General features: G+C 55.0%; 18 protein-coding genes. 2 read left to right on the forward strand and 16 right to left on the reverse strand.

The window, feature by feature from the left end:
• Positions 1 to 175: 175 nt before the first annotated feature.
• The 8 genes from IK012_RS01090 to IK012_RS01125 all read right to left on the reverse strand — a co-directional run bounded on the left by IK012_RS01090 (position 176) and on the right by IK012_RS01125 (position 10,770).
• Positions 176 to 1,906 (reverse strand): NPCBM/NEW2 domain-containing protein, encoded by a 1,731-nt coding sequence (locus tag IK012_RS01090; RefSeq protein ID WP_290949464.1) that lies wholly within the window; start codon positions 1,904 to 1,906, stop codon positions 176 to 178.
• 93 nt (positions 1,907 to 1,999) lie between these two features.
• Positions 2,000 to 3,742, reverse strand: coding sequence for a glycosyltransferase family 39 protein (locus tag IK012_RS01095; protein ID WP_290949466.1), 1,743 nt, complete (start codon positions 3,740 to 3,742; stop codon positions 2,000 to 2,002).
• Positions 3,742 to 5,394 carry an NAD(P)/FAD-dependent oxidoreductase gene (locus IK012_RS01100; protein WP_290949468.1) on the reverse strand — a complete coding sequence of 551 codons (1,653 nt, stop codon included), beginning with the start codon at positions 5,392 to 5,394 and terminating at the stop codon, positions 3,742 to 3,744. The genes IK012_RS01095 and IK012_RS01100 overlap by 1 nt, the downstream gene beginning before the upstream one ends.
• Before the next feature lies 1 nt (position 5,395).
• Complete coding sequence (locus IK012_RS01105) at positions 5,396 to 5,845, reverse strand: GtrA family protein (RefSeq protein ID WP_290949470.1); 450 nt, start codon at positions 5,843 to 5,845, stop codon at positions 5,396 to 5,398.
• A gap of 43 nt (positions 5,846 to 5,888) precedes the next feature.
• The gene (locus tag IK012_RS01110) at positions 5,889 to 7,586 is read right to left on the reverse strand and encodes a glycosyltransferase family 39 protein (protein ID WP_290949472.1); all 1,698 of its coding nucleotides are present in this window, start codon (positions 7,584 to 7,586) and stop codon (positions 5,889 to 5,891) included.
• Between the two features lie 127 nt (positions 7,587 to 7,713).
• The gene (locus IK012_RS01115) at positions 7,714 to 8,565 is read right to left on the reverse strand and encodes a hypothetical protein (protein WP_290949473.1); all 852 of its coding nucleotides are present in this window, start codon (positions 8,563 to 8,565) and stop codon (positions 7,714 to 7,716) included.
• Entirely contained in the window at positions 8,558 to 9,388 is an 831-nt protein-coding gene (locus IK012_RS01120; RefSeq protein ID WP_290949476.1) for a TIGR02147 family protein, read from the reverse strand. The genes IK012_RS01115 and IK012_RS01120 overlap by 8 nt, the downstream gene beginning before the upstream one ends.
• 158 nt (positions 9,389 to 9,546) lie before the next feature.
• Complete coding sequence (locus IK012_RS01125) at positions 9,547 to 10,770, reverse strand: M18 family aminopeptidase (RefSeq protein WP_290949478.1); 1,224 nt, start codon at positions 10,768 to 10,770, stop codon at positions 9,547 to 9,549.
• A gap of 82 nt (positions 10,771 to 10,852) precedes the next feature.
• Here IK012_RS01125 and IK012_RS01130 point away from each other — a divergent pair, with 82 nt between their 5' ends.
• Together IK012_RS01130 and IK012_RS01135 are read left to right on the forward strand one after the other, a co-directional pair.
• Positions 10,853 to 11,860 (forward strand): MlaD family protein, encoded by a 1,008-nt coding sequence (locus IK012_RS01130; protein ID WP_290949479.1) that lies wholly within the window; start codon positions 10,853 to 10,855, stop codon positions 11,858 to 11,860.
• Complete coding sequence (locus tag IK012_RS01135) at positions 11,854 to 12,624, forward strand: hypothetical protein (protein ID WP_290949480.1); 771 nt, start codon at positions 11,854 to 11,856, stop codon at positions 12,622 to 12,624. The genes IK012_RS01130 and IK012_RS01135 overlap by 7 nt, the downstream gene beginning before the upstream one ends.
• Before the next feature lie 44 nt (positions 12,625 to 12,668).
• On the opposite strand, the gene IK012_RS01140 is transcribed toward IK012_RS01135, so the two are convergent.
• The 8 genes from IK012_RS01140 to IK012_RS01175 all read right to left on the reverse strand — a co-directional run bounded on the left by IK012_RS01140 (position 12,669) and on the right by IK012_RS01175 (position 22,218).
• Positions 12,669 to 13,550 (reverse strand): hypothetical protein, encoded by an 882-nt coding sequence (locus IK012_RS01140; protein WP_290949482.1) that lies wholly within the window; start codon positions 13,548 to 13,550, stop codon positions 12,669 to 12,671.
• A 107-nt stretch (positions 13,551 to 13,657) separates the two neighbouring features.
• Positions 13,658 to 14,545 carry an orotidine-5'-phosphate decarboxylase gene (pyrF, locus tag IK012_RS01145; protein ID WP_173378076.1) on the reverse strand — a complete coding sequence of 296 codons (888 nt, stop codon included), beginning with the start codon at positions 14,543 to 14,545 and terminating at the stop codon, positions 13,658 to 13,660.
• A complete protein-coding gene (locus tag IK012_RS01150) occupies positions 14,545 to 15,798 on the reverse strand; it encodes an RNA methyltransferase (RefSeq protein ID WP_173378075.1) in 1,254 nt (417 codons plus the stop codon). Before IK012_RS01150 ends, pyrF begins: the two co-directional genes overlap by 1 nt.
• Positions 15,795 to 17,666: a 1-deoxy-D-xylulose-5-phosphate synthase gene (gene dxs / locus IK012_RS01155; RefSeq protein ID WP_290949483.1), complete on the reverse strand. Its 1,872-nt coding sequence runs from the start codon at positions 17,664 to 17,666 to the stop codon at positions 15,795 to 15,797. The genes IK012_RS01150 and dxs overlap by 4 nt, the downstream gene beginning before the upstream one ends.
• On the reverse strand, positions 17,666 to 18,553 hold the full coding sequence (locus tag IK012_RS01160) for a polyprenyl synthetase family protein (RefSeq protein WP_290949484.1): 888 nt from the start codon (positions 18,551 to 18,553) through the stop codon (positions 17,666 to 17,668). Before IK012_RS01160 ends, dxs begins: the two co-directional genes overlap by 1 nt.
• Positions 18,554 to 18,672: 119 nt before the next feature.
• Positions 18,673 to 19,611, reverse strand: a complete 939-nt coding sequence (locus IK012_RS01165; protein WP_290949485.1) for a hypothetical protein — start codon at positions 19,609 to 19,611, stop codon at positions 18,673 to 18,675.
• Between the two features lie 121 nt (positions 19,612 to 19,732).
• Positions 19,733 to 21,385: a hypothetical protein gene (locus IK012_RS01170; RefSeq protein WP_290949486.1), complete on the reverse strand. Its 1,653-nt coding sequence runs from the start codon at positions 21,383 to 21,385 to the stop codon at positions 19,733 to 19,735.
• Positions 21,382 to 22,218: a TIGR02147 family protein gene (locus tag IK012_RS01175; RefSeq protein ID WP_290949487.1), complete on the reverse strand. Its 837-nt coding sequence runs from the start codon at positions 22,216 to 22,218 to the stop codon at positions 21,382 to 21,384. Before IK012_RS01175 ends, IK012_RS01170 begins: the two co-directional genes overlap by 4 nt.
• Positions 22,219 to 22,280 lie beyond the last annotated feature (62 nt).

The following is a 22,280-nucleotide window of genomic DNA, read 5'->3' on the forward strand; positions in this document are numbered from 1 at the left end:
CCTCAAGCAGATTGCTTCGATGCCGTTTCGCGACATCTGGCAAAGAAAACCATAAGGATTCCACCCCGTCACCGGACAACTCCAGAAGCCCCGCAGTCGCTTCAAAACGACCGCGGGAACGGAATCAAATCCTTTACTTGGCTAGAATATACAAAATTGGCGAGCGCGAGACACATTATCGCAATTTTATGTAAGGCAATAGCCAGTCGGCATGGTCACTCGAATTCGAGCCCATCGGGTCCGTCACGAGTTCCAGGGTTTCATGGCCTTCCACCGTAACGGAATCGAATTTGGGGCGGTCCTTGCCCGTCATGCGCCCGCTGCTCCAGACCACACGGCCATCGAGCTTCACCATAAATTCACAATCGCCATTCCCGTATGTTTCATCGTCAATGGCCGCACCAAAATGGAAACTTTGGGCTTTCTCCGGCAAGCGGAAGCGCAAAGTCGACGCGGCATGCGTACCGATGCCGTCGCGATAAACCCTGTTGCGCACCTGCAAGGGGACGCCGTCGACAGAAAAGTCCGTCCTAGGCTTCTTATAATCCTGATGCACGACCCTCATGGACATTTCCGTCAACAACAACTTTTCTTCCGTTCTAGAAACGGAAACGGGCTGCATCTGTACCAGAAGCACGACGAGCATGACAAAAAGTACCGCAGACAACGTCACATAAGGGACAAAGCGCGGAAATTTCATGCGGGCGATTTTCGCGTAACCCCAGCGCCAGAGATTCGGGAACGCAAACGAGACCACGGCAAGCACAAGAACCACACACGCCAGCGCCGAGGTAAAGTTCCACACGTGATGCCCCTTGAACGAAATGATCAGCATGACATTCACCGCGGAAACAAACGTCGCGAGGATACTCCACAGGCCGGCCCGACGCGTGTCCCAAACCAGCCAGCAGAGCCCTGCCGGGATGGCGTAAAGCAGGTAACGTTCATGCATACCCGGGAGCACCGTAAAGAAGGCAAGCGCGTTCAAGAAGGCGAGCCCCCATATGGTACGGATATTCTTGCTGAACAGCGTCTTGACAAGCGTAAATATGGAAACCAGCACGAACAGGACCTTGCCCATGATGCTCGGCTTGAACAGGAATCCGAGCCCGTATTCGCTGATGCCCCAAACGGGAACGGCGTCGGATGCGGTATTGCCCGCCCAGAGGTACCACAGGTTCGCCGCATTGAATGTCGCATAGGGGTACTGCCCCACCGTCTTGACATAGGAGCGCATGAGCATGTCGACCAGGTTACCGCCCAGGGCATACGGCAAAAGCACGAGCGCCACCGCGGGGATTATGAGCGCGAGACCACGCCAGGAGTAACGCCAATGCTTGAGGAAGAGCCCTCCAAATATCGGAAGGAAGAGAATCATCTGGAACTTCGCCAACAGCGAAATCACATAGAGCATCGGCGCAAATATCGCCGTACGGCGGCGCGCCATGCAGTAGATGGAAACAATCGCGAGTACCACCGGGAACAAGTCCACCTGGCCCCATACCGGGCCCGCGAGCAGAAGCGCCGGGTTCAAGGCGACAAAGCCCGCAAGGGCATGCCGTTTCCATTCGGGATAGTTGAACCGGTCCATGAATCGGCAAAGCCAGTCCAGCAAGAACACATGCGAAAAATAGACGGGCCAGAGGCACATGAACTTCATGAAGAAAGTCTTGCCGATGCCTATGCCGAACAGGCTGTGGATATGCGCCACCACCCAGAGCCAAAAGACATAGACCGGCGGGTAATTGCCCTTGAAGTTTCCGAAGCCCCCGTCCACGAGCTGCTGCGTCCAGCCCACCCAGAAACTCTGGTCGCCATCGTAGCCTTCAGCATATGTGCAAAGGATATTCGCAAGCAGGCAGATTATGCCCCAAAAGACAAATGTATTTACATTGCGTTTTTCCATGCGAATCTCCTTATCAAATTTCCATGCATTGCACAAGTCCAACCACTCTTTCTATCAACCCGTTCTCCCGCTCAGGCATTTACCAAGCAACCATCACGCATTCAACACGACTGTGGATGCGGAGATGACAAAGACGGCCACTGCAGTCCACCCGAGCGCACGGCGCTTGACACTCGTGCCGCTCCCGCAGATTCCCTCCGCGGTAAACGGAAGCAGGCACAGGAGCACGGGAACGATATAGCGGAAATCGTTGCTGCACGAGAACGGGTACTTGAGGCGCAGCGCGATCATCGCCGCAAAGAAGGCAACCGCCTGCGTGACCAGAACAAAGTCAATCTTATTCCACTTTTTACGCCAGAGGCCAGCGAAGGTGAAACCCGCGAGTAAAACAAAGCAGAAGCTGGCGATACACGCAAGCCACCGCCCCGCCGGTTCCATCCATAGTTTAAATTCACCGAACAGCGACGTCTTGGCGAGGTAGTTCCAGAAAAACTGCCGGCCGAGTTCGTCGTGCCACGGATCCGTAAAGGGTTCCGTCAAGAAGGTGCGGATGTCGAAGAACAGGAAGTTGCCGGGGTTGTTCTGCACGAGGACGGAACTATCGTTTCCGCCGGCATTGCCGACGACGTCACCGCCGAGCACGCGGACAACGACGATTATGCCGGCAACCAGCAAGACTGCGAGAGAGGCCCATTCCATGCGGGAAAGTTTACGCAGGACTCGAGGCACCGTATGCACCAGCACCGTAACGCCCACAAGCCCAAATGTCACGACCGCGGTGGACTTCGTCCAGTACGCGATTGTCGCGGACAGCACGGCGACAAGCAGGTACTTGCCCAAGCTCGTCCGGATGTAGCGGATACAGCCCCAAAGCGCAATTGCATGCATCGCGTAGAAGAGGATGTCGTTGCCAATCCGCGGCGAAGCGAGGATAAAGCTAGGCCACAGGCTCCAAAGCAGGGCCGCAATATAGCGGGGATTGCCCCACAAAAGTTCGCGGATGCACGCGAGCCCAAAACCGAGCGCGACAAGCGATATCAGGAAGTCGAACCACTTCACCGCATTCTGGGGAGCAAAGCCGAGCCATCCGGAAGCCTTCCAGACGCCCGCGCCCGCAACGAAATAAACCGGCGGATGATAGCAGGTCCAGCACTCGTTTGCCTCCGGAATGTGATGGTCATTGGCAATCAGCTGGATATAGTGAAGGTGTCCGCCCGTATCGTGACCGCGTTCGTCGAAGAACGTCGACTGCGTATAGGCGACGCGCAGGAGCAGCCCCACAAAGAAAATCAACAGCAGGTGCGAATCGATCTTGAAGCGACCACCCACAGAAAAAATCAGGCCGCCAAGACACAGGAAGAACAGCACCGAAAAGAAACTCATCAAGAAGCTGTCCGCCAGAAACCCGACAGACATTCCCCCGAGGCCGCTGGTGTTGCGCAGGGCAATCTCGATATGGAATTTCGACACATCCTTGCCAACATGCTTTTGCATTTCCGACTTGGACAGCCTGAATCCGGTATTCCAACTGCAATAGCCCGGATACGTCCGGAACGGGAGATCAACGCCGTTCACCATAAGGTTCGTCACGCAGTCGTCCGGATGGATATCAAGCGTAAAGTCACCACCAAGCCCCGACGAGACATCCAGTTCAATGGCAAAGCCTTCTTCCTGCCCCATCGGGAGGCTGACCGGCATCGGGAGCGTCTTGGCGCCCCCTGCGCGATACAGGATAGCGTCGCTCATCGACGGGCTTGCAACCCAGTACAGTACCGCGGCCAAAACCGCGCCCAGCACGAGTATCAGTTCACGGTACTTTTTCAGCCTCGCAAGCATCACTTCTTTCCTTCGTGGTATTCCTCTTCGGAATTCACGTTCCAGAGCGCCGTCTTGTCGGTAGAATTTTCACGGATGCACTTCACGACTTCCATGGCGGCAAGCATGCTGTGGTCCATGTTGTTGTACTTGTGCATGCCGTTGCGGCCCATGAGGAACAGGTTCTCGATCGGGTCCACGTATTCGCGAATCTTGTCGAACTCGGCGTAAGTACCGAAGTAGGCCGGGTACGCCTTACGGATATGGAACACCACGGAGTCGCGCACGTCTTCGGGCCTCGCCACGTCAATCTTGTCGAGTTCCTCGATCGCGAACTTGATGAAGTCCTTGTCGGGCATGCGCCACATCTCGTCGCCCTCGGTAGCGAAGTATTCGAGACCGATCCACACCTTCTCGGGGTCAGCGACCAGGTAGGGGCTCCAGTTGTTGAAAATCTGAATGCGACCGAGCTTCACGTCGGATTCCTGCACGTAAATCCAGTTGTCGGCCACGAACTTGAGCTTGCTTTCGGGAGTGCCGGGCTTCGCCGGATTCTTGATGAGCAGCTTGTCCAGAAGAAGGCCCACGGTAATGAAGTCACGGTAGACAAGGCCTTCGGCGACGCGCTTGACCTCGTCGGGAACGGGAGTCTTCTCGCTGTCCATCCCCGCAATGAGTTCCTTCACCGGCATGGTGCTGAGGAAGTAATCGCACGGGACAGTTTCGCGCATGACGACGCCGTCGGAACTCATGCTTTCGACGGAAACGCTCTCGACGCGCTTGCCGTCGGCGGAACGGTTCACGCCCACGACCTTCTCGTTCATGCGGATTTCGCCACCCGCTTCCTTCACCTTCTCGGCGACCGTTTCCCAGAGCTGGCCCGGGCCGAATTTCGGGTAGAGGAACTGGCCGATAAGGCTCGTCTCGGTATCCTTCTGGCGGATATCCGCACCGTTAGCGGCTCCCGCTTCGGACTTCTTCTTGCCGGCAAAAATCTGCTTTACGGCGTGCACCACCGTCTTGGTGATGGAAAGTCCCTTGATGCGCTGTCCGCCCCAGTCCGGGCTGATCTTGCTGCACGGCACGCCCCACACCTTCTCGGTGTAGTCGCGGAAGAACGTGCGGTAGAGTTCCACGCCGAAGCGGTTAATCATGAAATCTTCGAGGCTCTTTTCCTTGCGGGCGGGGAGCAGCTGCACCTTGATGTAGCTCATGCCGATCTTGAACATGCGCCACAACCCGAGGTTACGGATGGTGTCGCCGTTCAGGCTCACCGGATAATCGAAAAGCTTGCGGAGGAAGAGGATACGGCTCAGGCGGCTGCGGCAGAGCATCACGTAGTCCGTATTCTCGGGGTCGGGGCCGCCGGCCACCAGCGGGACGGAGCGCCCGATGGCGATGTCGTCCTTGCTCGCGACACCTTGCAGCGGCAAGATTCCCTGCCACCAGTCCATCACGGTATCGCTCTTGCTAAAGAAGCGGTGACCGCCAATATCCATGCGGTTCCCGTTGTAGCGCGCCGTACGGGAAATTCCCCCGATGACGTCTTCGGCTTCGAAGATGACCGGTTTCACGTCCGTCGTACGCAACAATTCCAATGCCGCCGTCAGACCCGCAGGACCAGCGCCCGCAATTACGGCAATCTTCTTTTTCGAATCGTTTTCCAAGGCCATCTTAATCTTCCTTTTTTTTCTTAAAAAGCAAAAGTTTCCGGGCGCCGAAATTCCACATGAGCACAAGCACAGCGGCAACGACCTTCGACAGCATCTCGTTCAGCGAAAGGCCATGGACCATCAGGTACATGAGCGACTCGTTAATGCCGACCCCGGCTATCCCCACCAGAGTAAACAAGAAAAATTCCACGGTTTTCTGCTTTTCGAGCGTCCGCCTGCAGGCGGTGAACACCCACACGATGCTCATGGCATAATTGAGCACGAGGCCCGCGACAAGGCCTACCAAATTCGCAAGCAGGTAATGCCACCCGAACGTATACAGGCACAGTGCGAAAAGTCCGAAATCCACGACGAAGGCAAGCCCGCCCGTCACGAGGTAACGGAGGAACTGCCCCGCGAGGGATTTCCTCGGGAACTTATTGCGCAACGATGTCACGACAGCAGAAAGCATTCAAGGTAAATTTAATAAATCTTCCCGAAAAAACGCCTCAGCATCACATGGCAAGAATAAGCAATATCGCCGTACACACGACAAAAGCCGAAACCAGGGCGTATCCGAGTACTTTCCACTTGAGGGAAGCCCCTTCGCATGTTATTCCTTGCGCCACGAAAGGGACAAAACAGATGATTACGGGCAATATGTAGCGAAAATCGTTGCTGCACGCGAACGAATGCCGGATGCGCAGGAACATCAGCGCGGCAACGAAAGCCGTCCCCTGCAACAGCAGGAACCAGTGGACCATCTGCAATTTGGTCCTCCAGAAACCGCGCAGCGCATAAACCACGAGGCCAAGGAACGAACAGCTCAGCAATGTCGCGAAATTCCGGCCCACCACGCTCCGCAGCATTTCAAATTCCCCAAAGAGCGATGTCTTGAAAGCATAATTCCAGAAATACACGCGTCCGAAATCGTCGTTCCATGCGCTAGTAAACGGACTTGTCACGAAATTTTTCAAATCAAAGAATATGTAGTTGAAAGCCTCGCTCCCGACTCTCAGCTGGCCATTCAACCCGCCTGAATTGCCCACCAGGCCGTTATCGCCAAGCAGGTGCTGCAACACGACGGCAACGACCAGCGCCAAGAACATTCCCGCGGCCACCAACTCGGAGCATCTAAATTTGCGTCCCCGCACGTTCACCCAGTAACCCCAAGCCATGAACAAGACGAGCGTCCCGAGAGTTACAAAGCCGGTCGCCTTGGTCCACATCGCAAGCGCGGTCGCAATCACGGCGACAATCAGGAACCGCCCCCGTCCATCCCTGATGTACTTCATTCCGCACCACATGCAGAGCATGTGCAGCATATAGAACATCTGGTCGTTACCTATACGGGGCGACACGAGAATCATCACGGGCCAGAACGCCCACAAGGCAGACGCAATACCCAGCGCCTTCCCGGAGAAGAAATTCCGCAAGAAAAGCATCCCGAAAAAGAGCGTCAGTATCGAAAGCAAAAGGCTGAACGCCTGCAAGCCCGCCGTGCCCGGAAGCCCGATCCACTCGCCGATAAGATACGAAGGCACCGCAGCGACATAATATACGGGCGGATGGTAACAGGTCCAGCAATCATCGACTCCGGGTATAGAACGATTTTCGATAATGTACTGCACATACCCAATATGGCCTTCCACGTCGTACGAGAAAGTCTTATACGAAGCATTTATAAAGAACACCATCCTCAGGACGACCGCGGCGAAAATGATAAAGGCCAGTCCCCAACCAAGTCCGAACCGCCGGGCAAGCAAAAGGCAAAGCGAGGCAAGCGACAAGACAATCAGGACATACAGAACGATCGGCAAAACCGACGCCTGCTTCACGAGCACGTTCAGCCCCGCATCGCCGCCGTTGTTTATCAGATAGAACGAGTAATGCGTCTTGTCCCCGACCTTGTAAGGAGCCGTTACGCTATCGCGCAGAACGAACCCCTTCGCAAAATTGCAATTACCCTGGATATGGTTCAGGTCGACCATGCTGCCGTTAACGATGACAATCTCCGCACAGTCATCCGGAATTATGTTCAGGTCGTAATTCGAAAGTCTGCTTTTGACATCGAATTCCACGCTGAACCTTTCCCCCTTCTCCATTTTCATCAGCAACGGGAAAGACGATTCCTGCGTAGCGGTGTCCCGAACCAACCGGACATTTTCAATCTTTGGGAAAAATTCCAGCATTCCCCACAAAGAAAGAATCAATACCAAAACGCAATATATTTCCGGTTTTCTAAAAATTTTCATCCTAACCATCTTAAAAATCACCACTCAATAACGCCCGCTGAAAACTATCAGGGGCTGCTAGAATATTATTTGTGTTCTTTAGTTACTAATCGCTACAGATCGTATCGCAAGAACTCACGTTGTCTATGACCCGGCAGTGGACACCGCATACCTGGTTCTCGGGAGTCACACCTTCACAATCCCTCTTGTAAAGATTAGCCTCCCTCTGGAGCATGGAGCGCGTCGAGCTAAAATCTGCGCCATATGCGCATGCGAGTTCCAATTTCTGGTTCTGCGAACAGCCCTTTCCGTTCTTGTAATCCTTGAACACACCGAGATCTCCTTCGCATTTCGTACGGAAAGCATTGTAGTCCGATTCGCAGGATCCATCCGTATAGTAACTGTTGAGCAGCCTCAACACAACACCTTCTTCGGCATAGACAAGGCTAGTCATTTCAATATAGGCGCCCGTTCGAGAAGGAAGATAGCGTACGCCAGCCTCTCCTTCATATATACTCACATAGCAGCCGTTTTCTTCGTAGAAAGCTTCCCTCTCCGTTTGGAAGTTGTAGGCCGTATGCGAAGACGACGTGCTCGGTTGAGAAGAACCGGTATCCTGCGCAGTTCCCATTGTAACTAAATCGAACTTCGCCAAGACGCTGTCACACGCCGTCTTTATCACATCCGAAATAGGCGGGAGCAGCGTATCCCCTTGATCCGAGGAACTGGAGTATATCATCATCGCGGCACTGGAGAGTTTCTTTGTCGACGAAGAATACTTGACTCCGGTCGTATCCAACCCATTTACTGTTTCGCTGGTGGAGCTAGACTCTTCCCGGGCAATATCGTTCGGTTCCGTCGTCGCCCCGGTCATCTTCTCGGAACTCATATCCGAGCACGACGCAAGCATCGCTGCGGCAAAAAGAACGGGCACCAAAATCAGCGCAAACTTATTCATTTAATTCCCCCTTCGGCCGAGTCAACGGGAAGAACTGCAAGTTAAGTCGGTAAACCTGTTCGCCCGCCTTTACTCCACTCGCAATATTCAATATCTTTTGTCTAAAATTCTCGAGTTCCACGACGATACGGTCGTATTCCGTCTGCGTAACCGCCAATGTCACGCCCGTAAAGTTGCGTTTCGATTTCGGAATCGCATCGACGGCCTCGCCAGCGAATTTCGCCATCTGCCGGTGCATGGAACGAATCGCAAGCGGCATGATTTCCGAATATGTGGAAACAATTTTTTCCGCCTGTTCGTACACGTGTTCATCTTTCTTATGGAGAATTCCCGCATGGACCATGAAATCCAGGGATTCGCGGACTTCCGTAGCGTTCGCCTTCGGATAGCACATCCGCGCAAGCGTCAAAGGTTTCGCTCCGGGATTCATCGGGGCGAGTTCTCGCAGCACGGGATTAAGCCATGACTCGAAATACGCATACATATCGCCATCGAGCATCTTGACGCTGTATTCCTTCGACAGCTCGCGAATGCGCGCGAGGACCTTTTTCTTCTTTTCTTCGTCCTGAGCCTCTGCGTAATCGACCAGCAATACGAAATACTCCTTCTCGTAATCGACGAGGCCCATAGCCGTCGCCACGCTTTCCACACCCGCCTTGCTCAAGCGGCTCTTGCCATCGCACACAACCTTCATGTAGTTCGGCGAAGAGAACCCCGCAAGCCTCGAAAACTCCCTCCACGAAAAGACGAAAACGCGCTTGCGTTCTTCATAGAAGTCCCGCATGTACTTGCGATAGTCATAATATTCGAAAACCGATTTCATCAAGCCAAATATACATCCATCTACACTACAAAACATGCGTTTTTAATCAAATTATCAAATATTTTACAGAAATCTTAAAAAATTTAATACATATACTACATTGCGTAGCATATAGAAAATCGGGTCATTCCCAAAGGAACGACCCACGGGACACTCGCCTACGTTAGGAACGCGGAGACCAATTTCACCAGGTTTTCATGATCCTGGACAGCGGTCATTTCGCGGATGCTGTGCATGCTGAGCATGGGCTCGCCGACATCGACGGTCGGAATCCCGAGTGCGGCAGAAACCATCGGACCAACCGTAGAACCGCAGGGCATATCGTTACGCATCACGAATGTCTGGAACGGTACGCCCGCCTTCTTGCAAATCATCTTGAACTGTGCGCTCGAGAATACATCACTCGCGTAGCGCTTTTGCGAATTTATCTTAAGTGTAACACCTTTGCCGAGTATCGGGGCGTGGTTCGGTTCCGACTTCGCCGGGAAATTCGGGTGTTCGGCATGGGCCATGTCCAAGGATATGGCCAGCGATTCCGAGAAGAACCTGTCCAAGGACATCTTGGGATCACCAGGTTGGAACAGGCCGTGTTCAACAAGAAGCTGTTCCAGGACGCTCCTGAGGAAACTTCCGGCAGCGCCTTCGCGCGTCAGGGATCCGACTTCCTCGTTATTGAGGAAGCACGCCACCTGGAAATCGTACCTCTCGGCTGACGCCTTCGCCATGCCCGTCGCAACCGCATGACAGCTAGAAAGGTTGTCCAGGCGGCCCGAGAAAATCCATTCCCCCTCAAGACCGCCGCGCTGCGCGGGCTGCGCATCAAACAGCTGTATGTCAAAATCGAGCAACCGCGCTCCCTTGGGCAAATAGGCCTGCAACGCTTCGACGAACTTGGCGCCTTCGCGCGAAGACCACAACGCATTCAGGTCGGTCTGCGGGTTGACCTTCAGGCCATCCTGATTCACATTGCGGTTCAGGTGAATTGCCAGTTGCGGAATGCGGAGGAGTTCCTTGCTCCGGATGAGCGTCTTCTCTATTTTCCCGTCCAACTCGTACAGGACTATTCCCGCATATCCCAGATCGCGGTCAAACCAGCTCGCATAAATGGGGCTACCGTAAATCTCGGGGTGAAGGGTCTGGATGCCAGCCGTCCGCAAATCCGGGTTCGGCGTAATCTTGAGCGCCGGAAAATCGGTATGGGCCAGAAGAATCCTGAATCTTGATCCCGGATGGGCCTTCTGGGGAGCCGCGGTTACGATAATCGACCCGCCGCGTTCCCAAATCCTCATCCGGCCGTTCCCGGACTCTTCAAAAAATCGTTTTAAGCAGCCAACCGTATGGTACGGAGTCACCGATTCGTTCAAAAAGTCCAGAAAATTCATAGAAACCTCCATTTATAGCCAAAAAATAAAAAGAAAAAATAGGTCATGCACATTGAAAATAAATATTTATATATTTCTTAACATGATCATCAAGCCCGTCAAGCAAATCAACTGGATGGAAATTTCCGGCCTCCTGGTCGGCGTCTTCTTCACAGTTGCCGTCATGATTTTCGGGCTCGTCCTCTACACCAAGCTTTTTACCAGCGGCATAATCGGTGTCGAGGAATACAAACTTCACAGTACATTCGAAAAGGCGCTCGGCCTGCGTCCCGGAACTCGCGTACAAATTAGCGGTGTCGACGTGGGCCAGATTACGGACATGGAAATCGAGGCGAACGGCGTGCACATGGAGTTCACCATCCGCAAGCAGTTCCAGAACTGGATTACCGACAGCGCCCAGGTATTCGCCATCCGCGACCAGAACCTGATTTCGGCACGCGTCATCAACATCGACGTGAACCGCGGCAAGGGCCGCATCCTAGAAGACGGAGACTTCCTCCCGCCCGGCAGGGCACAAGACATCGAAACAGTCCTCGAGACGGCCAACGAGCTCCTCGGGCGCGTGAACCTCCTCATCGATGCGGCCGATACGCTCGTATCGATGGCCATGGACACGGGAACCACGGTGGGCGCCCTGTTCGGATCCCGCGGACTTTACGACAACCTAAACCGCCAGCTCATCCGCCTCGACGACATCACGCTCGCTGGCAAGACCGCCATCCACAAGGCGGCACTCCTCGTCGATACGCTGCAGAGCAGCATGCCTCCGCTACTGCACCGCGTGGACGGCATCGCAGACGACGTTTCCGGCATGATGACCGACCTCAAGCCCCTCCCGGGCAAAGTTGACCGCCTCATCGACAACGTAGACGGCATGATGGGCAACATCGACACGACTATCGGAAAGGTTGACGTCCTCCTGAAAGACGTCGGCCAGGTCACCTCCGGACTTTCCGACTTCATGGAAACCACGGAACAGACATTGCAGAACGCCGACGATCTCATGACAGGCATCTCCAACGTGTGGATTATCCGCAGGAACATGCCGAACAAGGATTCCGTGCCCTTCATGGTGGAGACCCTATGGTAATGCGCAAGTTCGGCATCGCAGCACTGCTTTCGCTTGCCTCAATCGCAAGCGCCTCCGAGTCGGGCATCCTTTCGTCCCGCGCCCAGCGTTCGCTCGACGCGGGCAAGTTCGCGAAGGGCTACGGGCAGCTGGAACGCGCGCTCCTCGCCAGCCGCAAGGAAGCGGACCTGCGCTCCGAAGGCCGCGTGCTCATGGCGATGGCGCAAGTCCGCACGATGAGCCTCGATTTCGAACTGGCCGACACCCTGCTTGCGCAGGTACGTCCTGAAATTCTCGACAAGAACACCAACCTGATACTCCTCCAGGGCAAGGCCGCGCTGGCCAACGCGCAGGGCAACTTCGACGAGGCGCTCAAGGTGTGCAATTCCGCGGACGCTGATTCCGTAAACAAGTCCGACAAGCCACTCCAGGCTTCGTTCTATTCCGAATGCGCCATCGCGCAGGCCGCCAAGGGCAGGAACGACGATGCCGAAGAATCGCTCAAGATGGTCGGCAAGCGCACAAGCAAGAAGGGCGGGTTCTACGCCTGGACTGCAGCCCGCATGGCAGACCTGCAGGGCAAGCGCGAAGCGGATTCGCTCTACCAGGCGGCCGAAGCCATGTCCATCAAGAACAACGTCCCGTACATGACGGCGACAATCCTCTACCAGCGCTCGCTCCTGAAAGGCACTCCGGCAGATGCCGCCGCCGACCTGAAACTGCGCTGCAAGAACGCGTTCGAACTGATGGGACTCCCGAACAACGCGAAGCGCTGCGGGGAATAATTCAAATTCTTTTTAAAAAAGAAGCCGGTCAAAACCGGCGTTTTTTAATTCACTGCGGAAGCAGGAACGGCACTCGCCGAATCGGCGGCCGCATTGTCCGTGCCGGTTTCAGCGGCAGGCTCTTCTGCGGCGGCAGGTTCCTCGGTCTTCGCGGGTTCAACCTTCTTCAGCGAAAGCAGATGCGCGTAAGCATAACGCGGGGGAATCTTGCCATCGGCAAACGCGTCAATGGTCTTCTTGATTTCCTTGTAGGTCGTGGAGTCGCGGCCCTCGGTCGCCCCCACGCCCCTGTAGCCGAGCACGCGGAAGGTCTTGTTGTAGAAACTATTGCGGAACTTCTTGAAACGCGGCTGCATCACGTCGTTCAAAATCATCTCGACCGCAGTCTCCGTCTGTTCCCGATCCAATTCGAAGGTTCGGTATATCAAGCGGATATGTTCGGGGATAGTCGAATCGGGATAATCGAAATACGGGCGCATCACGTCGGCTGCCGCCTTCTTGTCCGGGTAAGGCCCGTTCGAAAGCCTGAGCGCGAAACCGACGGCAAGCCTCCATTCTTCGGGGAAGATACGGACCGCGCGGCGCATCACGGCGAAGTCCGACGTATCGCGGGTATCCGTCGGAGTAATGCTGCCAACAAAATAGTAAGGCGTGAAAAACAGACTGTCCAGTTCGGTGCACAGGTTCGCCACATGGCTCAGGTATGCGTATTCCTTGCCGGTAAGGTAGCTTTCGCCCAGTTCGGTGAGGCCCTTTATCCAGAAGAGGCCCGCAACCGAAGCATCGTGACCGGCGGCGACATATTTCACCGACGACGCCTTAGGCAAGAAGGATTCGTCAAAGTTCGTGCCGGGAAGAGGCTTCGCCATATTAAAGGCGAGCGCGATGACCGCAACGGCAAGAACTATGGGAATCAAGAAGCGCATAAGTAATTATTAGTTACTAGTTAATAGTTCCAAGTTTCTAGAATTTCTAATGTCAAGAAGTTTTTCATAACAGCATCACTAGTAACTCAGAACTCGGAACTATGAACTCAGAACGCGCAAGCCTCGGCGAGACGTTCCAGCGCGTCGATGCAATCGTTCGCGAAGTTCGCCGGAGTATTGTTGCGCTGCCAGGCAAAATTGAGCCCGCTAGAACTGTTGAGCACGTGGAACTTGCGCTTGCCACCGCCATTCGCGATTGCAGTAAGCACAGTCTTCGCATCACCGCCCTGACCGCCGGGAACGCCCGGAATGGACACGCCCGGAATGAGGAACGGAATTTCGTGCTTCTTGGCCACCGTGTAAGCGGTAATCTGCTCGAGTTCTTCGGGGTGCGTCGCACCGACGACAGCGCCCAGGTAACCGAGGGAGCCGTCCCATTCCATAATCTTGTCGGCGACGGAATAGAAGGCCTGCGCATTGTCACGCGGGTCGTCGCTACGGACAACGTTCATGTCCTGGAAATCATGGGCGCCCTTGTTGCTCGTGCGGAGCAGCACATATGCACCGTTCTCGGAATTCTCGCGGATGAACGGACCCACGGAATCGGAACCCATCCAGGGCGAAACCGTGACCGCATCGGCCTTGTAAACGTCATAGGCGGCAGTCGCGTAGGCGGCGCTAGACTTGCCGATATCGCCACGCTTCGCGTCGAGAACCACCGGAATGCCGGCGCTCCTGTAAGCGGCGATGAGTTCCTGCAGCACGAGCATCGCCTGCACGCTCACGCATTCGTAGTAAGCGCTGTTCGGCTTCACCACGGCGGGCTGCACGTTACGGCGCAGGGCGCATTCCAGAATGTCGAGGTAGAAGCGCTTGATCTTCTCTTCGGCACTGCCTTCGAGAGGAATCAGCTTGAGCACCGGGTCCATGCCCAGGCAAACCGGGTTCCCGCAAGCGGCGATGCGCTGTTCAAGACGTTCGTGGAAGTTCGCCATTACTTGAGTTCCTCCTGGATCTGGGCGGCCTCGTAACTGAGGATGCCATGAGCCACGGAAACATTGAGGGATTCGAGCTCGCTGCTCATCGGGATCTTCACGGTCTCGTCAGCAAGTTCGATGAAGTACGGGTTCGTGCCCGCGCCCTCGTTACCCACGAGGAAGGCCATCTTGCGGAGCTTGTGCTTCGGGATGTCGCGGAGGCTCTGCTTCGCATGCAAATCCGTAGCGATGATGGTGTAGCCCTTGCTGCGCAGGAAGTTGATGTGGTCGACCATGTCGATGTCGAATTCGAAAGGCACGCGGAGGAACGTTCCCGAAGAACCGCGCACGACCTTCGGGTTGAACGGGCTCACCGTACCGCGGCCGAGCACCATACCGTCGGAACCGAAACCGAGGCTCGTGCGGAAGAGCGTACCGAGGTTACCCGGATCCTGCACGGCGTCGACAAGCGTAATCACGCTGCGGCTCGATTCGTACACCGGCTTCTTGTTCGCGATGCGGCAGTGCGCGATGATTCCCTGCGTAGTGACCGTAGAAGAAAGCTGCTTCATCTGGTCGGCAGTGAGCATATGGATGGTGACGTCCGCCTCGTTGATTTTTTCGATAAGCGGTTCGTTCTCGAAACCTTCCACCATGTAGACGGCGATAACGATTTCGCGGTGGCGGGACACGAGTTCGTCCACCACATGCACGCCTTCACCGAGGAAGCGGCCTTCGCGTTCGCGGCCCTTTTCCGTCGTGATGGCGAGAAGCTTCTTGAACCAAGGCGGATTGGCGACGGTGTCTTCGGACTTTTCAATCTGAGCGGCGCGTGCCTCGAGCGTTGCCTCGTCGATATTCTCGTCGACGCGTTCAGCCTTCTGCTCGGGGCGCTGGCGGTAAACCGGAGTGTTTTCGGAAGCGCCGTCAAAAGAACGGAACGGACGGTCACCGCGCTTGCCAAAACGATCCCCGAAGCGGCCACTTTCGCGACGGCCAAACGGACGGTCGCCAAAGCGACGCGGGCGTCGTTCGCGGTCGAAACGGCCTTCGGAATCCTCGTTGCGAGAACCATCTTCGCGCAGTCCACGCGGACGGCCCGAACGGAAACCGCTGTGTTCGCCATCGCGGCGTCCGCCAAAGGCGGGACGGTCGCCGAACTTTCTGGATTCGCCGTCGTCCTTGCGCGGGCGGCGTTCGTCTTTCTTTTCACTCACACCGAACTTGCGGGTAAGAGTGGTTTTCACTGTGCGCTTGTTTTCTTCGCTCATAGTATTTCCATCAATTGTTTGGCGACAGACTCGCCGTCTATTTTCAAGAGTTTGTACAGATTCTGGATTTCACCCTGTTCCACGAAATGGTCGGGCAGGCCAAACCGGAAGAACTTCTTTCCCGTAATCCCCAAATCAGCCATGAGCTCCATGACCGCAGAGCCGTAGCCGCCTATGCGGGTATTGTCTTCGAGCGTCACGATAACGTCGTGGCTCGAGAGAAGCCCGCGGTAGCATTCATCGTCGAGAGGCTTGACAAAACGAGCATCCACCAGCGTGGGGCTGTATCCGTTCGCCTTCAATATGGCGGCGGTCTTCTTCAGTTCGTTTGTCATGAAGCCCACACCGAGCAGCAAAATGCCCTTGCCCTGCTCGATTACCTTCGGGAGCTTCGCATCGAACGGAGCGTCGCCTGCGGGAGCGAGCGATTCGGCGAGTGCCGTACCGCGCGGGTAACGGATAGCGACAGGCCCTTCCATATCGATGGAGGCCGTAATCATGTCCCTGAGTTCGTTCTCGTTGCTCGGCGCCATGATGGTCATGCCGGGAATCGTCTGCAAGAACGAAAGGTCGAACGCGCCGTGGTGCGTGGGACCGTCGGCACCGACAAGTCCCGCTCGGTCGAGCACGAAGACCACGTGCAGGCTCTGCAGCGCGACATCGTGCATAATCTGGTCGTAGGCGCGCTGCATGAAGCTAGAATAGATGGCGACCACCGGAACCACGCCGTCGCAGGCAAGGCCCGCGGCAAACGTCACCGCATGTTCTTCCGCGATGCCCACGTCTATCACGCGGTCGGGCAGTTCTTTCGCGACTATATCGAGACCGCAGCCCGTGGGCATGGCGGCCGTAATGCCCATGATGCGCTTGTCCTTCTTCGCAAGTTCGAGCAAAGTATTGCCGAAGACGCTCGTGAGGGAGGGGTTCGGCTTGCCCGGGGCAAGCGGGAGCCCGCTTTCGGGGTCGAAGGGACCGCATCCGTGGAACTTGGTCGGGTTCTTCTCGGCGGCATAGAGACCGCGGCCCTTCTCGGTCAGCACGTGCACGATGCACGGACCGGGCTGCGACTTCACGCGCTCGAGAATCATGATAAGTTCATTTATGTCGTGGCCGTCAATGGGGCCAAAGTAACGCACGCCCAGGTCTTCGAAGAAGGCGCCGGGTTTCAGGGCGTTCTTCGCGGCAGATTCCACCTGCAGGAACAGGTCGCGGAATCGGCTGCCCAAGATACCGGGAACGCGCTTCATCAGGCGGTCCAGGTCAGAACGCATCTTGTTGTAAACCGGGTCCGAAATCACGCGGTTCAGGTACTTGCTGAACCCGCCCACGTTGGGCGCGATGCTCATCCTGTTATCGTTCAGGATGATGGTCATGTTCTGCTTCGAGAGGCCGGCGTTGTTGAGAGCCTCGAAGGCCATACCGCCAGTCATGGAACCGTCACCGATGACGGCCACCACGTTGTTCTTGCGTTCGAAATGGTTGCGAGCCACGGCAAAGCCGAGCGCCGCAGAAATGGAGGTCGTCGCATGGCCAGCGCCAAAGCAGTCGTATTCGCTCTCGTTCCTCTTGAGGAATCCCGAAATACCGCCCTGCTGGCGCAGCGTGCCGAACCGGTCGTAACGTCCGGTCAAAAGCTTGTGGACATAAGCCTGGTGCCCCACGTCCCAAACGATCTTGTCGTCGGGCGCGTTGAACACATAGTGGAGCGCGAGCGTGAGTTCTACGACACCGAGGCTAGACGCCAAGTGCCCGCCGTGCTTGGAAACCTGGCCAATGATTGTCTCGCGTACCTGCGAGGCAAGCCGGTTCAGTTCCGGGACGGAACAATGCTTGATGTCCTTTGGAGACTTTACGTCTTTTAAATCCATTACTTAACCCGGGTAATGATAAATGCGGCGATAGCGCGCAGGATGGACGTATCGCAAGCAAGGCCGTCGAGAGCCTTCAGGGATTCGTCATAGAGTTCCTTCGCCTTCACGCGTGAATTTTCAAGTCCGACGATGGACGGGTAGGTCGCCTTGCCCTTCTCGAGATCGGAACCGGCATCCTTGCCGAGTTCTTCGGTCGTGGAGACGATATCCAGGATATCGTCGACAATCTGGAACGCAAGCCCGATGGAGCGCCCGTAATTGCGGATGGCCGCGATGGACTTCTCGTCGGCGCCAGCAAGCATCGCACCCACCTGGAGCGAAGCCTCTATGAGGGCCGCCGTCTTGTGGTAATGGATGTAGTCGACAATCTCGAGGTCGACAGTCTTGCCTTCGCACTCAATGTCGGTCATCTCGCCGCCAATCATGCCGTACGTACCCAGCAGGTGGGCAAGAACCTCGATGGCACGGGCATCGCCCGCACGGCCCATCAGTTCAAAGGCCTGCACGCAGAGCGCATCGCCCGCCATCACGGCAGTCGCTTCGCCGAACTTCTTGTGGCTCGTGAGCTTGCCCCTGCGGTAATCGTCGTTGTCGACGCAAGGAAGGTCGTCGTGAATAAGGCTGAACGTGTGGAGCATCTCGAGGGCGCTGGTCGCAAGCCAGATTTTATCGCCCTTGCCGCCGAACATATCGAACGTGGCCTTCGCAAGGCCGGGGCGCAGGCGCTTACCGCCAGCAAACATGGAATAACGCATGGCCTCGTGCAAGCGGCACGGACGGTCGCTTACCGGAGGAAGATGTTCATCAAATTTCGCTTCAGCTTCTTTCGCGATGCGCGCAAGATAATCCTGGGCAATCGCCGATTCTTTTTCAAGACTTTCCATATAGACCAAAGATACTTAAATTCGCGTTTACAAACAATAGTGGCGGCGGCCAAATATCAATAAAATCACCAATTTTTGCACACCATGGGCGGTTTAAGCAAGGCTAAGTCAAGAGCGCCTTACTCATCCACCAAGACCTCTATTTTCTTGGTCTCACGATCCTGCACGCATATCCCGTCGCCGCACGGGAACAGGAGCCCCAGAACCGGATGGCGTTCATGCTTGTCATGCACCTCATACGGCAACGTAAACTCCACAAAATTATTTCCGGTCCATCTAGCGCATTTGACGACCCACCTGTACGAATCCGTATCATCCGTATTATTGAAGTAGTCATAGTCGTAGTGGTAACCGCAGCCAACGTCCCGCACCGATGCGTTTACCCAAAATGAAAGGGACGTACCCCAATGTCTATTCCATGACGAATCGAAAACAACCGTATATGGAGTCTCTTGGCCTATATAATACGACAGAAAGCGTGAACTGGCCCCGAATTTATCGGGAAACACGGTACAATCGTCAACAAAGCCTTCAGGATTCATTTTTGCGTTAGGCTCAAAAAGAGTCCACTGGCACTTATCATCCAATAGCCAGAGGGTATCAATAAAATCTCGCTCGCCAAAATCGTCAGAACAGCCAACCACTAGCTTACTTTGGTCTAAAACACTAATGTCTTCAACTTTCTTCCCTCCCAGGGGACACGACCAAATGGCCTTATTCTTTTTAAGGACGATTATGGAATCACGAGTGCTATTTTTTTTCGCCCCCAGCAATCCCTTTCTTTGAAGGAGTTTTACGCCTTTCAGATAATCCCTTTCCTGAAACAAGCAGTCTTGTTTGTATTCAAGGATAGACACTCCAGGGTCAAAAGCAGCAGGGCCTATCACATCCGATTCCTTACCGGTCTCTTTCTTGACATAGATTTTTCCGTCTATTTTTTCGACGGAAATGACACTCATCCGCTTTTTCTCCAGACACCTAAGGACCTTCACGATAGAAGGGTCCATCGCAAAGGACATCTGAAAAAGGACAAGGACGAGAAAAATCTTCCTAAACATAGCGTACTAAAATATATACAAATTAAAAATCCGGCACAATAGTGAAGGGCTTAGAATGGTTATAAAAAAAGATCCCCGGATAAACCGGGGATGACAAATGCGTTGGCAATGACTGCGGGGATTAGAACAGCGCGCCGTAAAGGGTCACGTCATCGATGTAGAACTCGGAGCCGCCTTCCACGAATATGTGGAACTGCTTGACGCCGCCCTTCACCGTATTCCATGTGGTAAAGCACGTTTCTTCATTCGCGCTGCCCACACAGAGTTCGGCGGGGTTCACACTGATGCGCTTCCACTTGGACGAGAGATAAATCCAATCGGTAGCGGCCTTCAGGTTCACAGTCGGCGACACCCAGTTTTCGAGCGAGAGCCTAATGGCCCCATCGCCCTTCGCATAGAACACCACGGAATCGATGGCGGAGAAATTCATGTAATGCTCGAACGAAGTTCCGACAAGCGCCCAGGCGTAATCGTCCTTGGCGAGCTTGTACTTGCCGTGGAACACCTTCGACTTGCGCGCAGAATCGTTTTCGAGGCCGGCCCTAATGCTGGCCGTCTTGAATTCAGTTCCCTTCTTGAGGCTGTCCGTATTCAGGTACCAGTCCGCAGCATCGTATTCGAAATCCTCGAGAACCATCACGGGGCTCAAGAACTGCGTACTCTTGGGTTCAACGGCGGTCTTCCATTCCGCATAGAGTTCGTTGCTGTCGTCCGTCAAGAAGTATATGGGGAGCGTATCGCCCGCAGGCACGTTCGGAAGCACGTAGGAACCCCACTCGTTCGTCTTTACAAGCACGTCGAGCCCGTAGATTCCCACCCACGCATATTCAGACGAAGAGCGGAGCGTTACTTTACTCGAAATAGTCGCCGTGGCAGAAAGGTTGATGGTATCCAGTTCGGACAGTTCCTTGGCGCTGAACACCTTCGAGAACGCCGCTCCATCCGAAATGACCGTCAAGCGGTAATTGCCCCTCGTGGGCCAATCCATAGTAAATTCACCATGTTCGTCGGTGCGAATATCGGAATCAACCATCTTGTTCTGAACAACATAATTTTCAACCATCGAGGTCGAAGAACGGAGCGCGACCGTCGCATAGGCAGCAGGCGTACCATCTTTCTGGAGGACAACGATTTTCCCGTCTTCCGGAGTGCGATAATCCTTCAGTACGGATTCCAGGGGTTTCACGTACAAAGTCTCTTCGCCCAGATTCTTCTTGTACTTTTCGTCGATAAAGTAGAGCTGCAGAGAATCGTTCGCAGGTACTGCCGGAAGGGCAAACCAGCCATTCGAATCCGTCTTCACGAGCACGTCGGTACCGAGCACGCCCACCCAGACAGAAGACGAGCCCTCGGGCACATCCACGATACCAGCCACAAGGCCTGTCGACACAAGCCTCACCGTATCAGGAGCATCCGCCTTGCCCGGTTCGGCAAAGTCAGCACGCGTAACGACCTTCGTATACGCAACGCCGTCGTGAACCACCGTGAGGCGGTACTTGCCATCGCCCGGAATCTTCACATCAAAGAGGCCGTCCGCATCGGCATAGGCGTCGGCCACGATGATGGCGTTCTCTTCGACAGCCTTCTCCGCCCTGTAGTCCACCTTGCGGACCGCGACGGATGCAAAAGAAGCAGCCCTGCCGTCAACAAGCGCGATGCCGTTCGTGGTCTCGCTTCCGGGGCCTTTAACAAAATCAGGGGGGTACTCGCCGAGCGACGACGAGCACGACAACCCCAATAGGGCGACCGATCCTAGAAGAAGCAACTTTTTCATTTTTCCTTCTCCTGTAGTTTCTTCGCAAACCCAATTGGGAACAACTGAATGTTCAACTGGAACACGGTGTCGTCGCCGTCGCCTTCCTGCGACATGCGCAAAAGCTCGCTCCTGAATTCCTTGATCTTTTCACGAATGAGCGCGATATCGTCCATGTTGAACGTCATCGTCACAGTACTGATATCTCTCTGCGGAGGATTGTGGCGTTCCAGCGATTCCCCAGCGAGGCGGATGGTCTCCTTCTGGAATGTACGCACGGCCTCGGAGCGCCAGTTGCCACCAGTGCTCACGAAGGTGTCGTTCACCTTCCAGTATCCATCCCTATCCCTCGAGATCATGTTTAAATCATACAAAAGTTTGACGGCACTTTTTGCCTCGTCCACCGAAATTGGGGGCGTACAGCTCTCCGCAAGCCCCTCGTAGTCGTCCTTGAACTTGCAAATGCCGATAATCGAGCGGATGGAGTTGCAGTACCAGTGGCGGTAAAACTCCAGTTCCTTCTTCGCAAGGCGCTTGAGTGGTATACCTTTGAGCACCTGCATCTTCTCGTAATGGTTCAACGCCTCGGCGTCGGTCTTCGCGCGCCCGAAGCAAACCAGTTCCGTCCAGTAAGCCGTTTCCTTCTCGTCGAGTTCGAAGAATTCCGCCATGGGCTTCACGAGCGAGAGCGTGAGGTGGATCTTGCCCTGCGACACGCGCAAAAGGTTTCCCGGGTCTGCGCCGAGCTTCATAGCCATGTAACGCCAGGATATAACAGTCTTGCGCTGTTTGAAGTCGTCAAAAGCGTCTCTAATCCATTCGCGGTAGTCTGTATATTCAAAGATCGGCTTCACAGATAAATCCTCGCGTTTTCAACCCGTAGGAACGCCCGCAAAGTCTTGTGGGCTAACAGATT

It is taken from the genome of Fibrobacter sp. (assembly GCF_017551775.1).
In the GTDB taxonomy this organism is placed as follows: domain Bacteria; phylum Fibrobacterota; class Fibrobacteria; order Fibrobacterales; family Fibrobacteraceae; genus Fibrobacter.